The 15,337-nt window shown below is 47.3% G+C and carries 17 protein-coding genes; 1 reads left to right on the top strand and 16 read right to left on the bottom strand.

The window, feature by feature from the left end:
* Position 1 precedes the first annotated feature (1 nt).
* The 13 genes from DXB18_RS11130 to DXB18_RS11075 all read right to left on the bottom strand — a co-directional run bounded on the left by DXB18_RS11130 (position 2) and on the right by DXB18_RS11075 (position 12,505).
* Complete coding sequence (locus DXB18_RS11130; RefSeq protein WP_118533398.1) at positions 2-226, bottom strand: cation transporter; 225 nt, start codon at positions 224-226, stop codon at positions 2-4.
* Between the two features lie 94 nt (positions 227-320).
* Positions 321-707: a metalloregulator ArsR/SmtB family transcription factor gene (locus tag DXB18_RS11125; RefSeq protein ID WP_118541015.1), complete on the bottom strand. Its 387-nt coding sequence runs from the start codon at positions 705-707 to the stop codon at positions 321-323.
* A gap of 266 nt (positions 708-973) precedes the next feature.
* The gene (locus tag DXB18_RS11120) at positions 974-2,131 is read right to left on the bottom strand and encodes an FprA family A-type flavoprotein (RefSeq protein WP_118707845.1); all 1,158 of its coding nucleotides are present in this window, start codon (positions 2,129-2,131) and stop codon (positions 974-976) included.
* A 56-nt stretch (positions 2,132-2,187) separates the two neighbouring features.
* A complete protein-coding gene (locus DXB18_RS11115; protein ID WP_118707843.1) occupies positions 2,188-2,559 on the bottom strand; it encodes a response regulator in 372 nt (123 codons plus the stop codon).
* A 129-nt stretch (positions 2,560-2,688) separates the two neighbouring features.
* Complete coding sequence (locus DXB18_RS11110) at positions 2,689-3,705, bottom strand: tRNA-dihydrouridine synthase family protein (protein ID WP_118707841.1); 1,017 nt, start codon at positions 3,703-3,705, stop codon at positions 2,689-2,691.
* A 61-nt stretch (positions 3,706-3,766) separates the two neighbouring features.
* A complete protein-coding gene (locus tag DXB18_RS11105; RefSeq protein WP_118707839.1) occupies positions 3,767-4,345 on the bottom strand; it encodes a M48 family metallopeptidase in 579 nt (192 codons plus the stop codon).
* Positions 4,346-4,396: 51 nt separating this feature from the next.
* A complete protein-coding gene (locus DXB18_RS11100) occupies positions 4,397-5,248 on the bottom strand; it encodes an ATP-binding protein (RefSeq protein WP_207665784.1) in 852 nt (283 codons plus the stop codon).
* Complete coding sequence (locus tag DXB18_RS16205; protein WP_182430555.1) at positions 5,214-5,435, bottom strand: hypothetical protein; 222 nt, start codon at positions 5,433-5,435, stop codon at positions 5,214-5,216. The genes DXB18_RS11100 and DXB18_RS16205 overlap by 35 nt, the downstream gene beginning before the upstream one ends.
* 78 nt (positions 5,436-5,513) lie before the next feature.
* Positions 5,514-5,933, bottom strand: coding sequence for a hypothetical protein (locus tag DXB18_RS16200; protein WP_182430554.1), 420 nt, complete (start codon positions 5,931-5,933; stop codon positions 5,514-5,516).
* Between the two features lie 230 nt (positions 5,934-6,163).
* Entirely contained in the window at positions 6,164-9,508 is a 3,345-nt protein-coding gene (locus tag DXB18_RS11090) for a TRAP transporter large permease subunit (protein WP_118707835.1), read from the bottom strand.
* Entirely contained in the window at positions 9,505-9,996 is a 492-nt protein-coding gene (locus DXB18_RS11085; RefSeq protein ID WP_118541029.1) for a TRAP transporter small permease, read from the bottom strand. The genes DXB18_RS11090 and DXB18_RS11085 overlap by 4 nt, the downstream gene beginning before the upstream one ends.
* A 539-nt stretch (positions 9,997-10,535) precedes the next feature.
* Positions 10,536-11,555 (bottom strand): glycosyltransferase family 2 protein, encoded by a 1,020-nt coding sequence (locus DXB18_RS11080; protein ID WP_118707833.1) that lies wholly within the window; start codon positions 11,553-11,555, stop codon positions 10,536-10,538.
* A complete protein-coding gene (locus DXB18_RS11075) occupies positions 11,552-12,505 on the bottom strand; it encodes a CPBP family intramembrane glutamic endopeptidase (protein WP_118707829.1) in 954 nt (317 codons plus the stop codon). The genes DXB18_RS11080 and DXB18_RS11075 overlap by 4 nt, the downstream gene beginning before the upstream one ends.
* 192 nt (positions 12,506-12,697) lie before the next feature.
* Between DXB18_RS11075 and arcC the strand changes: the two genes are divergently transcribed.
* A complete protein-coding gene (arcC, locus tag DXB18_RS11070) occupies positions 12,698-13,636 on the top strand; it encodes a carbamate kinase (protein ID WP_118707827.1) in 939 nt (312 codons plus the stop codon).
* Positions 13,637-13,788: 152 nt separating this feature from the next.
* On the opposite strand, the gene DXB18_RS11065 is transcribed toward arcC, so the two are convergent.
* From DXB18_RS11065 to DXB18_RS11055, 3 genes are all read right to left on the bottom strand, one after another.
* Positions 13,789-14,040: a diguanylate cyclase gene (locus DXB18_RS11065; RefSeq protein WP_243103367.1), complete on the bottom strand. Its 252-nt coding sequence runs from the start codon at positions 14,038-14,040 to the stop codon at positions 13,789-13,791.
* 29 nt (positions 14,041-14,069) lie between these two features.
* Positions 14,070-14,318: a hypothetical protein gene (locus tag DXB18_RS11060; protein ID WP_118707823.1), complete on the bottom strand. Its 249-nt coding sequence runs from the start codon at positions 14,316-14,318 to the stop codon at positions 14,070-14,072.
* 66 nt (positions 14,319-14,384) lie between these two features.
* Positions 14,385-15,335, bottom strand: a complete 951-nt coding sequence (locus DXB18_RS11055) for a GTP-binding protein (protein ID WP_118707929.1) — start codon at positions 15,333-15,335, stop codon at positions 14,385-14,387.
* Positions 15,336-15,337 lie beyond the last annotated feature (2 nt).

Raw genomic sequence — 15,337 nt, 5'->3', positions numbered from 1 at the left:
ATTAACGAAGCACTTTAAACTCTGCCTCCGGCTCGACCTTAGCAGCTACAGCTCTTGCTGCTTCCACCAGCTCGTCTTCTTTTCCATCTTCTACTTCCATAATGAGACGCTGGGTCATAAAGCTTAAGCTGGCGCTGTTCACACCATCTAATTTTTTGACACCTTCCTCAATTTTTGCAGCACAGTTTGCACAGCATAAACCTTCTAATTTGATGATCTTCTTCATGATAAAATCTCCTTTTTATTTTTTCTTTTATTATTGTTTTCTTTTTCTTCTTTTCGCTGCCGTGTTTTTGAATTATCCCTTTTCCAAAGCCGCTCTACTCGCTGATATGTTCCATACCCTGAGCCAGGATTGCCTGGATATGGGCATCTGCCAGTTTATAAAATACGGTTTTTCCATCGCGTCGGAACGATACCAGACGCATCTGCTTTAATACGCGCAGCTGATGGGAAATTGCCGACTGCCCCATCTGCAAAAGTGTTGCAATGTCACAGACACACATTTCCGACTGACTGAGAACATACAAAATCTTGATCCGGGTGGAATCCCCAAACACTTTGAAGAATTCCGACAGATCCAGAAGCTGCTGCTCGTCTGGCATAACACCTTCTACTTTTTTTACGATTTCCTCATGGACATGCATGAATTCGCAGGAGCCCTCTTCCACTTCCTGCTCGATCTGAATTTTCTCCGCCTCGGTCATAGCATTCCTCCGTTTTTTTCATTAAATGAACAACTATTCATATGTTTATATTACCACATATTGCAGTATTGTCAAGTACTTCTGCATATGATCGATCCCTTGCAAAAACAGCCTGCGATTTTTTCAAATCACAGGCTGTTTTCCTCAATTTTCATTCTTTACTTTTTCTGGATTTCATTTCCAATTTCATACCACTGATACTGCTTAGGGAAATGCTTTCATTCCCCTCACCATAGAAGATTCTTTTTTGGAGCTTAACCGTTTCTCTATTTCAGCGCATCTGCCATCGCTTTCATTGCTTCTCTGGTGTCTTCATGCACCGCAGATTTGATGGTTACCACCTGCTCCAGAACGTGGATGTCTTTCATCGGTTCTAAGATGCCGCGCATGATCTTTGCTGCCAATGGTGCCCAGGAACCGTTTTCGATGAGTCCGACAGTACGTTTCTGGAAGTTTTTGGATTTTAAGTGAAGCAGGAACTCTTCCATGCACGGGAATACGCCTCCGTCGTAGGTTGCTGCTGCCAGTACAAGACGGTCGTAGTAAAAGGCCTTGCGCACAGCCAGGGAAACATCGGTGCGGGACAGATCAAAGACTTCCACTTCTTCCCCGTTTGCACGAAGCAGTTCTGCCATTTCCTGTGCTGCCTGTGCCGTGTTGCCATGAATGGAAGCATAGGCAACCATAACGCCATGTTTTTCCGGCTGGTAAGTGCTCCAGGTCTGGTATTTCTCAATGTAATATCCAAGATTTTCTTTTAAGATCGGACCATGCAGCGGACAGATCATCTGAATATCCAGACCGGATGCTTTCTTTAACAGTCCCTGAACCTGCACGCCATATTTGCCTACAATATTCAGAAAATAGCGTGCTGCCTCTTCTGCCCATTCTTCTTCGGTATCCAGTGCACCAAACTTTCCAAAGCCATCTGCAGAGAACAGGATTTTTTCACTCTGCTCATACGTTACCATAACCTCCGGCCAGTGCACCATCGGCGCCATGAAAAACTGCAGGGTATGTGCACCAAGGCTTAAGATTTCTCCCTCTTTTACCACAACCTTGCGGTCTGTCAGATCCATCTCAAAGAACTGGTCCATCATGGCAAAGGTTTTTGCATTCCCTACGATTTTTGCTTCCGGATAACGGTCTGCAAAGTTTTTGATATTTGCGGCATGATCCGGCTCCATGTGGGATACCACCAGATAAGCCGGTTTCCGGTCACCCAGCACTGCGGCAAGGTTTGCGAACCACACATCAGTAGCGCGCTTATCTACGGTATCCATAACGGTTACTTTTTCGTCCATGATCACATAAGAGTTGTAGCTGACTCCGTTTGGGATCGGATACTGGCTCTCAAAAATATCCAGTGTTTTGTCATCGGCTCCGACATATAAAATAGAATCTGAAATAGAAATATCTCGCATTGTCTGTCTCCTCCTGTTTTCGATTGCTTTTATTATAATGCGGCTTAAAAATTGCGTCAACGAACATTTTCTTTCTGGAAGCGTTCTACCATCTTCGCGACATCATGGGTTGTATAAGGCTTTTCGATAAAGCCAAATGCCCGGATTTTCCATGCTTCCAGAGAAAAGCCCGGAATGCTGGACATCAGCACCACTGCCGGAGTATTTTTTAATTTTTGAAGTTCCGATGCCAGACTGATCCCGCTGATATCCGGCATCACAATATCCGTAAATACCATATCCACCGGGTTTTCTTTCACAAACTCTACCACAGCCACCGCTTCTTCAAAGGTGCCAAGCAGATTGACATCCTCCATATTTTGAAAAATACGCTCCATCTTTTCCAGAAGATCCGGCGCATTGTCCACCGCAACAACATTGACTGCCATTTCCCATCCTCCATTCCTGTAATGATCCATTTCTGCAACCATCTGCCTTTGCGCCATGTGCACGTGTCCGGCAACCGGATTTCCCAAATTTTCCGGATTTTTCGCTTTCCAGATCAGTAAATTCCATAATCACGGATTCCATCCCGGAAATTTCGGCATATCGCAAAGCGAATTCCCCGATAAAAGATTCTCCACTGCACTTTTGTATTCTTCCATACGCTGGGCTTTGCGGATTTTTTTCACAGGTTTTGCGCTGTCCGCAAATGCTTCTCCCAGATAGGTCCACAATTCTTTCATCTTAAAAAGAACATTTTTATCTCCAGGTATTGCCTTCCGGTAACCTTCCAATACATCCTCGTGAAATGCCCGAATCCGCTCTATGGTAAGAGCAGTCTCTCCGTTTTCTGCCATACTTCCTGTTTCTTTCTGATTGCAGATCTGCATTGCATCTTCCGCCAGCGCCGGATTTGTTAATAATCCCCTCCCGAGCATGATGCCAGAGACCGTCGGATAACGTTCCTGAAATGTTTTAATTTCTGCGCAATCAAACAGGTCTCCATTATAAAATACCTGGTTTTTGCTTTTTTTCAGCGCCATCTCAAATACTTCCCTATGTGGATGATTCTTATAATAATCTTTCTGTACCCGCGGATGAATGATCAGATTTTTCAGGGAATACCGGTTGTAGATGGCAAGCAGTTCCTCCCACTCGTCCGGAGTATTTTTTCCGATCCGTGTCTTGATCGACAGCTCCATTCCCATTTTCGCCATGCCCTCGCAAATCTGGTATAAAAATTCGTCCAGTTCCATGGGATATTCCAAAAATCCGGAACCGCGTTTTTTTGCCACAACAGTCCCGGAAGGACATCCTAGATTCAGATTCACCTCGCGGTAGCCAAATTCCTGCAAACGTCCGGCTGCCCATAAAAAGTCGTCTGCCTTATTGGTCAGAATCTGCGGAATAACCGGTACCCCTTCATTATGCGCAGGAAGCACATCGTTCAGTTCCCGTGGTGTCAGTTTTCTCGTCTGATTCGGAGAGAGAAACGGGGTATAATATTGTCTGATCCCATGAAAGTGCCGGTGATGGGCATTCCGGAACACATAACCGGTAATTCCCTCCATCGGCGCAAATAAATAATCCATATTTTATAACTCCTGTACTTTTTGTTGCTGTTTATGCATACATGCCCGCAATGGGATATGTCTATCCTTCTATGCAATAATTCTTTAGTTCTTCTCTTCGTTTTTTGTAATCCGGGCAGTACTTTTCCACTTCCGCCCAGAATTCCCTGGAGTGGTCCATATGCCTCCGGTGTGCCAGTTCATGGATCACCACGTAATCCAGTAACTCTTCCGGCATAAATGCGAGCTGATAGTTAAAATTCACGTTGCCTTTGGCACTGCAGCTGCCCCAGCGCGTTTTCTGATTTTTAACGGTAACCCGGCCTACTGTCACTCCCATAACCTCGCAGTAGTGCCGCACCCGTTTTCCGATTTTCAGCTGAATTTTCATCCGGTCTGTTTTTGACAGAGATTCCAGCGGAGGAGCCGGCGTCTTCTTCCTGTTTTCTTCCCGCTGTGCCGTGAGTTTTGTTTTTTCCAGAATCCATTCCCGGTGCGCCTCCACAAACTGTTTCAGTTCCCGATCTAAAAGACGGGCAGGTATCCGGGCAAAAACCGTATTCTGGTCACGCACCTCCAGCCCAAGGCTCTTACGTGCGGATCGGATGACCAGAATCCGGATTGTCTGATTGATACCCTGTACGTTTAGTTCCTGTATCATAGTTGTCTTCTATTTCCTTGTATTTTCTATGCCCTTGTATTTTCTACATCCTTATGTTTTGATATCTTTGTTTTCCGCATTGCACCTGTTTTCTGTCACCCAAGAATCCGCTGTAACGTCTCCTTCAGTTTTTCCATTTTCTGCTTCATCCACCTGAAATCCCAGATCTTCCAAAATGCAGCGTATAATTTCCATGTTGAGTTCATTATCCTCCGCCACAAGGATGCGCATTCCTGCATAATGTTCCAGTGAGATGGCTGCTTTTTCTTCTTGTTTTTCTTCCGGGCTGGCGAGTTCCAAAACTATCCGAAAGCTGAAAGTACTTCCTTTTCCAATTTCACTCTCCAATGCAATACTGCTTCCCATCATTCGTACCAGCTGGTTGCTGATGGTCAGTCCCAGACCCGTTCCCTGCTGTTTGATGGCACTGCGGTCAATCTGTGTTTCTTCTTCCTCTGCAAGTTTCTTCCACTGATAATCCAGACTGTTCACCTGAAAATCCGCATGAAAAGTCGTCAAAAACAGATTGCTTAATCCAAAATGACGTTCCAGGCGCAGTGCCAGCAGATCCAGTGCGGCAGCAAGCGAGCTGCTCCGGTCAAAAAGATTGAGCGCAAGTGATGCAAGTCCCATCTGTTCTACATAGCCAGCCGATACAATCCGCCCCAGTTTCTTTTCTTTTCCGGTATCACATGCCGCTTCTGTCCAGAACCACAGAAGCGTATCCTGAAGCTCAGCCTGCGCAGCAGCCCGTTTTACACGTTTTAACAAAAGATCCGTAGCATCCGTGCGGGTTCCAAAATATGCTCCGGCATGGAAACGCAATTCCAAATCATTTTTTGTCAGGGAAGTAAACTGCTGTGCCAGCTCATGTAAGAATGTTCTGGTCCCGGTTCCGCTCACGAACATCAAAATAGGAGTTGATGAGATAACTGGTCGAAACCTCCGTGCCAAGGATCCCATATACCACACCATTATGGATCAGAGGCAGCGAATAGGTAATCATGCGGTGGTCATCCATTTTATGGTCTTCGAGGATAAACGGCTCCGCCCAGTACCCAAGCTTGATTTTTTCTGAAGCTGTGCGCAAAAATCGTCATACCAGCTTTCAAATGCTTCTTCTGTCACGTAAGGTGCCACCGCATCCTCCCTTGGAGTCCCTGCTGTTTTACCACCTCATCCAACGCATCCATGGAATTCGCTTCCTTGCGGACCGGAAGATAAGCCGACTCACACACAAAGCGAAGATTAGCATGTCTTTTTGCTGAACAGCATATGCTGTATCCGCATAGGTAGAAAAAATATCCGGAAGCGGCTCTGCGCCCACAGTTCCGTTCACCGCATCCGATACCGCCTTTTCCAGATCTGAAATTGAGCCCTGGCTATATCCCTCGACATAAATGCCAAGATCCTTTCCTGTCGTTCCGTTAAACTCAGAAACCAGCTCATCAAACGCCGCCTGCTGTGCTCCATTGTAATAATGCCAGACAGTCAGGGAAACCGGATTGTCCGGATCCAGAATACTGCTGCTTTTTGTATTTTTTGTTTTTGCGCCGCAGGCAGAAAGCACAGCTGTAAGAGCTACCATACTGCCCGCCACCACAAATTTTCTTCACTTTCTCATATCGTTCCTCCCAAACAGCTCTGTTGTAATCCTTATCATCCATCATAGCACAGATTTCTGGCGCAGGCAATCGCAGAGCCCACTAAACAATATTGCACAGTAAATCAAAGGGGCGAAAGTTCCCGCAGCCGCCATGCATGGCGGCTGCGGGAATTTTCGCCCCTCGTTCGTTACTGTGCAATATTGTTTATTTTTTATTTGCGGAATGCTGCTACCAGTGCCTCGGCATCATTATAATTTTGTGCCTTCAGCTCACTGATGAACCAGTCGTCGATTCCGTCTACTGCATTTTTGAAGGAATCGATATCCAGATCTGCATACGGGGTGATGGTCACACCGTTTTTGCTGCTCCAGCGGCTCATGATCTCTTCGTCTCCGGCGCGGTTGATCTCACGCTCGTAGCGGGTAGCTAAAGCGCCACACTCGTCGATGACAGCCTGCTGCTCCGGAGTCAGCTTGTCGTAGATTTCCTGGTTGATGCAGAAGAACAGGCAGTCGTAGTTTGCGTTCCATAAGGAACAATACGGCTGTACTTCCTGTACACTTGCTGCGTCGATTGCCGGAAGCGGGTTCTCCTGACCTTCTACGGTCTTCTGCTGCAGGGCTGTGTAGGTCTCGGACCAGTTCATGTTGGTGGCATCTGCGCCCCATCTCTTATAGCACTCCATCAGCAGGTTGCTTCCTGCTACACGGATTTTTAAGTTCTTCATGTCATCCACGGACTTGATCTCGCGGACACTGTTAGTCAGTTCACGGAAACCATTCTCCGCGATGCCCATGCAGTGCAGGCCATACTCGCTTAAAATGTCTTTTAACATCTCACCGGCCTCACCGTCCAGCATGGCGTCTGCATCCTCAACGGAATCAAACAGATATGGAAGGGACACCACGTTAAAGCGCGGGTCAAACGCAGAGTAAATCAGGTTGCTGTGCATGGAAATCTGAACCGGATCCCCATCGATCAAAGCCTGGATCCCCTCAGACTGGTTTCCGTTGGTCAGCTGGTCTGCCGCGTATACATTCACCTTGATCTTTCCACCGGTTGCTTTTTCAACGAGCTCGCCGAACTTGCGTCCGCCCTCGGCCCAGGTACTGGTCTCGGTGGTGGAACAGGTAAAGTTCCAGGTCTGCTCTTTCCATCCAAGATTACTGTGATCCTCTACGGAATCCGCACCGATGCTGCTGTCTGATTTCTCGGTAAAGACTGCGATCAGGTCTGCTGCATCTTTGTAGCCCTGATTCTCCAGCTCTTTCTGATACCACTCAGCTACGCCGGAAACAGCATTTTTGAAGGAATCTACATCCATATCCTCGTATTTGGTAATGGTAACGCCGTTGGTGTTCTGCCAGCGGTCCATGATCTCCTCATCACCGGCACGGTTGATGTAACGCTCATAATCAACCGCTTTCTGGCCTGCCTCATCGACCACAGCCTGCTGCTCCGGTGTCAGAGCATCATAAATCTTCTGGTTGATGCAGAAGAACAGGCAGTCGTAGTTTGCGTTCCATAAGGAGCAATACGGCTGTACTTCCTGTACGCTTGCTGCGTCGATTGCCGGAAGCGGGTTCTCCTGGCCCTCTACGGTCTTCTGCTGCAGGGCCGTGTAGGTCTCGGACCAGTTCATATTGGTGGCATCTGCGCCCCATCTCTTGTAACACTCCATCAGCAGGTTGCTTCCTGCAACACGGACCTTTAAGTTTTTCATATCATCCACGGATCTGATCTCGCGGACGCTGTTGGTCAGCTGGCGGAAGCCGTTCTCTGCAATACCCATGCAGTGCAGGCCATACTCGCTTAAGATGTCTTTTAACATATCACCGGCCTTGCCGTCTAACATCGCATCTGCCTCTTCGACAGAGCCAAACAGATACGGCAGGGATACCACGTTAAAGCGCGGGTCAAATGCAGAGTAGATCAAGTTGCTGTGCATGGAAATCTGAACCGGATCTCCGTTCATCAGTGCCTGGATACCCTCGGACTGGTTTCCGTTGGTCAGCTGGTCAGCTGCGTAAACATTGACCTTTACCTTGCCTCCGGTTGCCTTTTCCATGAGTTCGCCGAACTTCCGTCCGCCCTCAGCCCAGGTACTGGTCTCGGTGGTAGAACAGGTAAAGTTCCAGGTCTGCTCTTTCCAGTCTAAGTCACTGTAATCGCCAATGGTGTCAAAGTCTGCGCTTCCACCATCTGCTGCTGTGCTCTGATCACTATCTGCCAAAGCAGTAACTGCCCCGCTGTAGGAATCCCCGGCCAGTGCCTTCGGCAGGAAGGTGGACACAACCGGCACATAGGTGATCAGAAGCAGGACAATCACGGATGCGCCGATCATCGGCATAACCGCACGGGAAATCTTCGGAATATCGACCTCCATACCCTTTTTCAGCTTGACAGAGATTGCAACAAATAAGTTTACGCCAACCGGCGGGGTTACCTGTCCGATCGCCAGGTTTACGGTTGCAACGATACCAAAGGCAACGACATCGTATCCGAGTGCCTTACATACCGGCAGCATGATCGGAATGAAGATGTACATCGCAGAGTTTGCATCGATGAAGCAGCCTGCGATCAGGAAGATCACGTTCACGATCAGAAGGAAGGTGAACTGGTTGTGTGCAATGCTTCCAAGCAGGTCGGATGCCGCCTGTGCGATACCAAACTTGGTACATACAAAAGAGAACAGAGACGCACTGGCTACGATCAGCATGATGCCGCCGGTGGTCTTTCCGGATTCTACCAAAAGTCCTCTTAAATCCTTAAAGGTAACTTCTTTATAAATGAAAATACCAACAAACAGACCGTATACAACAGAAACGGCTGCTGCCTCAGTCGGGGTAAAGATACCGCCGTAAATCCCCCCCAGGATGATGACCGGCATCAGCAGACCCCAGAATGCATCCTTAAATGCTTCCCAGCGTTCCTTGCCGCTTGCACGTTTCTGGCTGGACTGAATGTTATTTTTGCGCGCCTCGATCATAACCACGATGACCAGAGCCACACCCATTAAGATGCCCGGAACGATACCTGCAGTAAACATATCTGCGATGGAAACGCCGGTGATGGATGCATATACCACGAATGCGATACTCGGTGGAATGACGATCGCGATGGAGCTGGCGGTTGCCATAAGAGCCGCGGAGAACGGAGCGGAGAAGCCGCCCTGCTCGATCATAGCCGGGATCAGCACGGCGCCCAGTGCAGCCACGGTTGCCGGGCCAGAACCGGAGATCGCACCGAAGAAGCAGGCTACGATAACGCACACGATCGCGATACCGCCTCTTCTGTGTCCGACACAGGTATTCACGAATTTGATCAGACGTTTGGAAATGCCTGCCTTCGCCATAATGTTACCGGACAGTACAAAGAACGGAATGGCAAGCAGCAAAAACTTGCTGATACCGGAATACATGTTGGTTGCAACGATCGTTAAGGATGTCCCGGAATACAGGATCGCACAAACGGAGGAAAGTCCGAGGCAGATTCCGATCGGGATACCCATGATCAGGAAAATGAAAAATGAGATAAACAGTACCGCACTGATCATTTGTCATCGCCCTCCTTTCCACAGCTGTCCAGATAAAATTCGATAAAATGCAGGATCATGCAGGCTGCGCCGATCGGCACGAAGGACCAGAAGATCCACTCCGGCCAGTTCAGCACGAACGTGCGCTTGCCGTTCTGCATCTGGGTGATGACCTTATCCAGACCATACTTGAATAAAACTGCGGTGAAGGCTACAGAAAGGATCGTGCTCAGAAGCAGAAATCCCTTTCTTGCCTGTGCCGGAAGACGGTCAGTCAGAAGTGTTAAATTGACCAGTTCGCCGTCACGGCATGCCAGTGCTGCTGCAAGCAGCGTGATCAGTACAAAAACTGCAACAACCAGTTCCTCGGTAAAAGACCAGGACTGATGAATGACTTTTCGTGAAAATACATTTCCCACGGTCAGAACAAGAATGAGCACGGTTGCGATTTCCAGCACCAGTTTTTCCAGTCCTGCGAGGGCATTCATGAGTTTTTTGTAGGTTTTCATATACCTTTTAACCCCTTTCCCTTGTGATAAATGGTAACTGTCCTGCATACAAGTACAGACACAGTCACGATACCTGTTTTGATACTACCTGTTTTGTTTTGGAATTTTTGGCATACAAAGAACCTGCTGTCGGCAGACACCCTATGTATTAAGAGTTTTGGTAACTGTTCCGTATAGAGCTTCCCAGTTACAGATTTTGATTTTCAGACACCAAATGCATAAGACCTGCTGTCGGCAGTCGCCCTGTACATTCAGAAATCAGATCACCTTCAGATACGCGATATGCTCACTCTGATTTTACAGAAAAAAAAGGTCCATCCCATTCAGGGACGGACCTTCATTTCTCTTTTGAAACCACCCTGTTTCAAGTAAGAAACAGATACAAACACGTGTACCGGTATCTTTCATTATTACTTTTTCTCAGTAAAGTATGAACGAAATAATGATACACTATTTTAAAACTATCGTCAATTCTAAATTTTTCCTAAACTTTATAAAAGTTTCGTTCCTGTTCGCACATGCGTGCCCAGCCAAGGGATTTAGTTAAATCCGAAGAATTTCTGGCTGATCTTATAACCGGCAATGGATACGGTGCGTCCGCTCTTTCCAGGCAGATTCATGCTCTGACCTAAGAAGCCCCAGCGCAGGCGCATATAAAGGGCAAAATCCTGCTCCTTCAAATCCTTCCAAAGCTGTTTTTTCTTCTCCATATTTTCATCGGTTCCAGACTTAATGGCAAGAATGGAGCAGATCGTCATCATGATCTCGAGGTAGCGCACCATATAATGACGCAGCTTGTAATTTGTGATCTTCGCATCATGGTAATACCCCAGCATCAGACGGGTTACCAAAAGCTGCTGGTCGATACGCCCGATCATGACCTGCTCGTTGACTGACTGGTCCTGTCTTCCGATGAAATACCGGTAAAAATTTACATCCAGATAATAAAATGTCTTTACATACGGAAGCGGCTGGAATACGAAAATATTATCGACATAGAAGGTGTGCTTCGGCAGTTCCAGGCCACACTCCTTTAACATCTGCGTACGGTAAATGACCGAATGCATCAGAATATACTGACCCAGCATAAATACCTTTACATCTTTCCAGGTGCAAAGCTGACGCTTTGGAAGTGCCGTACGGTACTGCATGACCCGTTTGTGCTTTGCCCCCTGCTTCTCATAGACAAAGTTAGTGATAAGCATATCCAGGGTCTGGTTGCCCATGACAAAGCTTCTAAGCGTCTGCAGAACTTCTTTATATGCCTCCTCATTGACCCAGTCATCGCTGTCTACCACTTTAAAATAGACACCGGTCGCTGCCCTAAGACCGGCATTGACTGCCTCACCGTGACCTCCGTTTTCCTGGTGGATGGCCTTGCAGATACCAGGATAACGTGCCTCGTACTCGTCTGCGATCTGAGCCGTATTGTCCTTCGTGGAGCCGTCATCCACGATCAGGATTTCTACCTCGTCTCCGCCCGGAAGCAAAGACTCGATACAGTTTCTCATATAGCCTTCAGAATTGTAACATGGAATTGCTATCGATAATAATTTCATACTTTTTCAAAAACCTCCTTGGTTTTATATAACGATGTGACAGCCACCAAAAAGCCAGCTGCTGCCAAAATTACCGCTGTCTGGGTCTGCAGGACCGGCAGATTTCCAAAAGAAAGCCTGTCCGGAAGCGATGGAATTTGGGATACCTGCCTTACATAAGCGGCTGCCACGGAAAATGCCGCTGCAGCCATATTTGCTCCTGCATGCAGAAATACCGCCGGAGCCAGCCTGCCGCTCCAGACCGTCACCAGTTCCAGGCAAATACCCAGCAAAAAAGCATACACTCCCTGACCGAGATTTCCATGATACAGTCCAAACAGCAAGGCACAAAAAATCACGGACAGGCGCGTCCCCATATACATGCACAGTCCCTTATGGATAAATCCCCGAAATATCAGTTCTTCCGTCAATGGCGTAAGCACCACCGTGATCAGGATCCGGAGCGCACCTGGTGTGCGGTATATGGTTTCCTGCACACGGCTCCAGCCTGTTGACGGTGCAAAAAGTACCTGCAGCACCATATTCAGGCACAGACATGCCCCAATCCCGGTCAGTGCAGCAAAAAAACAGCCTTCCATAAAGCGATTTCTCCCGTCAGACCTGTTTTTTTCTGTTTTCTGCAGTGTTTCACCCGCTGTTCTCTGCGTTGATTTCTGCAGCTGCAGCATTCCTGCGTTTTGTGCCAGAACCTGCATTTTTGTCAGATTCCGGTATACGGAGAACAAAACGGGAAATGCCAGAAGCGCACCTGCCCCAGTCACCACAAGACCGGCTTCCGATCCTGACAGCAGGGAACGGATCTGTGCATTTTTCGCATGTTCCGCAAACAAAGAACAGCCTGCCATGGCTGCCTCTGTACACAGTTCATAAAAGACAAGCGGTCCAAGCAGCAAACATGCAGTCTGGAACGCTTCCATTTTCAATCGTTTCTTCCGTGTTTTCTTATACATATTTCATTGGATTGCGTATCCGTAAGGCACCAATGGCGCATCCACGGACTAATTTTTCAACAATGTCATCCTTTTTCCTATAACTATTTCACTATACCACAAACCGGTTGCAATTTTCAAGCAGAAACACTATAATGAATCCAAACAGGGACTACCTAAATAAAAAACTACATACAGAAAGGGTTCAATCATATGGCAAAGAAAAGAATTGTTATTGCGCTTGGTCACGACGCTCTTGGTACCAATCTCCCGGAGCAGAAAAAAGCAGTAGCTTCCACCGCAAAATTAATTGCGGATTTCATCCAGAATGGCTGGCAGGTCGCTGTCGTTCACAGCAATGCACCTCAGGTAGGCATGATCCACACCGCTATGAATGAGCTTTGTTTTAACCATGAAGGAGAAGGTTATACTCCTGCTCCCATGTCTGTCTGCTCTGCCATGAGCCAGGGCTACATCGGCTACGACCTTCAGAATGGGATCCGTTCCACGCTGTTAAAACGTGGTATCTATAAGCCGGTATCCACCGTACTTACCCAGGTTATGGTTGACCCTTACGATGAATCCTTCTACAATCCAATCAAGAAGGTAGGTCGTTATATGACCAGAGAAGAGGCCGATGCGGAAGAGGCAAAAGGCAATTATGTTACCGAAATTCCAGGCAAGGGCTGGCAGCGTATCGTATCTGCACCCAAACCAGTTGGTATTGTCGAGATCGATACCATCCGCACCTTAATGGATGCTGATCAGATCGTCATTTCCTGCGGCGGTGGCGGTATTCCGGTTCTGGAACAGGGCAGTGAACTGCGCGGTGCCAGTGCTGTCATCGAAAAAGATTCCGTCAGCGGACTCCTCGCAAAAGAGATCGATGCCGATGTTCTCATGATCCTGACCGATGTTGCACAGGTAAGCTTAAACTATGGAAAAGCGGAAGAGGCCCCACTCTCCCACCTGACTGTGGAAGATGCAGAGAAATATGCTGCTGAAGGTCAGTTCGGTGAAACTTCCATGCTTCCTAAGATTGATGCTGCTGTTTCTTTCATCAAGTCCGGAAAGGGCCGCAGTGCCATCATCACAACCATGGCAAAAGCGGAAGAAGCCGTAAACGGTAAGGCCGGAACTACCATCGAGTAATCTGATATCTGATCCAAAAAATATTTGTTGCTGTTCACGCATGCATGCCCAGCAACATGAACAACCATTTCAAATTGGAAACGTGCTCCGCCAGGCACACACGATGAAAAACGGAGTTTTGCAAAACCGCAAAACTCCGTTTTTTAAATCCGTTATCTGTTATCGTCCATACTTTTATGACCCATATATCTTGCATCCGCTCCAGAAGCAAGACGTTCATTTGCAGCGGCAATCTTGTCTTCGATCGTATAGTTTAAATCGCTGGTCATTTCCACCATGACAATTGCAAACTCATTCCCGCCGATCCTGCATACATAATCAATGCTTCGAAATGCTTTCTGCAGGGTGTCTGCTACCTTTTTCAGGATTTCATCCCCTGTTGCATGCCCATAAGTATCATTCACCGATTTAAAGGTATCTACATCTACCAGAATCAGGGCAATTCCATATAGGTGCGCTGACCGGTCATGGCATAAAGCCGAACCTGCTCCGTCAGGTAATCGGAACCATCCTGCAGCTGCTTTGCTGCCCGCTCACATTGGATATACGGTTCCGTCGTGTCATGCAGAATCAAAAACTCCCGCTCACTGATCATGGAAATAATCAGAAACAGAGCCGCCACAAACACGGTAATGCCTATACTCCAGGAGCTTACTCTTCTGATCTTAATTTTTTTGCCCATCCCCATTCTTCTTTTTTGCAGCAATAAAAGACTTTGAGGTTTTAGTCGCTGTCCTGGTCATCATGGTTATCCAAATTGTACTACATCTTTGATCGGCTGTGCCGGAACAACTTCCTCTGCATAAAGCACCGGTCCCTCGCCATTATAATCCTGCCAGTACTCAATCTCAACTCTGGCCCGTACAGTGACCCATTGTCTGGTTTCCAGGTTTCTGGCTTCCTTGGACTTGCAGATGTAACCCAGAAATGTCATATCCTCTGCACAGCAGGTCATAGCCATACGTCCCGGCACAAAATAGTTCTTCGGAAAATTCGGAGATTTCATGACCATAGCAGTAAATTCCACAACTTTGCCCTTATAACGTTCTGGCTTGTCCATACAGTCAATATACCAGATGCCATAAGCCTCCGGACTGATCTTGATGACATCAGCCTTCATATCATACGGAAGATCTTCTTCCGAAATCTCATCGATCTCGCCATTTTCATCCTCAAAAACAATTTCACACTTGGTGTTCATGGATTTGAGCATGCGCTTATAACGTTCCAGATCATCAATGCCGTCGCAGCGGTTACAGATGATAAGTTCAGAATTTTTCACCATCGCATTTAACAGAGACTTCATATTCTTCACATACAGATCTAACGTAGACATATCGATGATGGTGATCTGCTGATAAATGGTCCAGTCTTTCGGGAGCTTTAAATCATCCTGATTCCACATGCCATTCCACTCGATCAGCACACGCTCCGGCTGATGCAAAAGTTCCAGATCGGTTAACTGCTCTGGTGTGATCTGGTCTAAACTGTCTACATATACAACGGAAGTCTTTGTATCTTTTAAAAGGGCATCATCGTATTCCGTGTCGCCTTCCTCACAAACGATCAAAAGGGTCTTTCCCTCTGTCTGGAAATAATCCTGTTCCATTGTGAAGGACAAAAACTCGGTTTTTCCGGCTTCCAAAAATCCATTGATCAAGAATACCGGCGTTACTTCATCGTCAATCATTGGTCCCATAT

Origin of the sequence: Clostridium sp. OM02-18AC (assembly GCF_003481825.1) — a bacterium.
Classification (GTDB): domain Bacteria; phylum Bacillota; class Clostridia; order Lachnospirales; family Lachnospiraceae; genus Brotaphodocola.
This window is presented reverse-complemented; position numbering and strand designations above follow the sequence as displayed.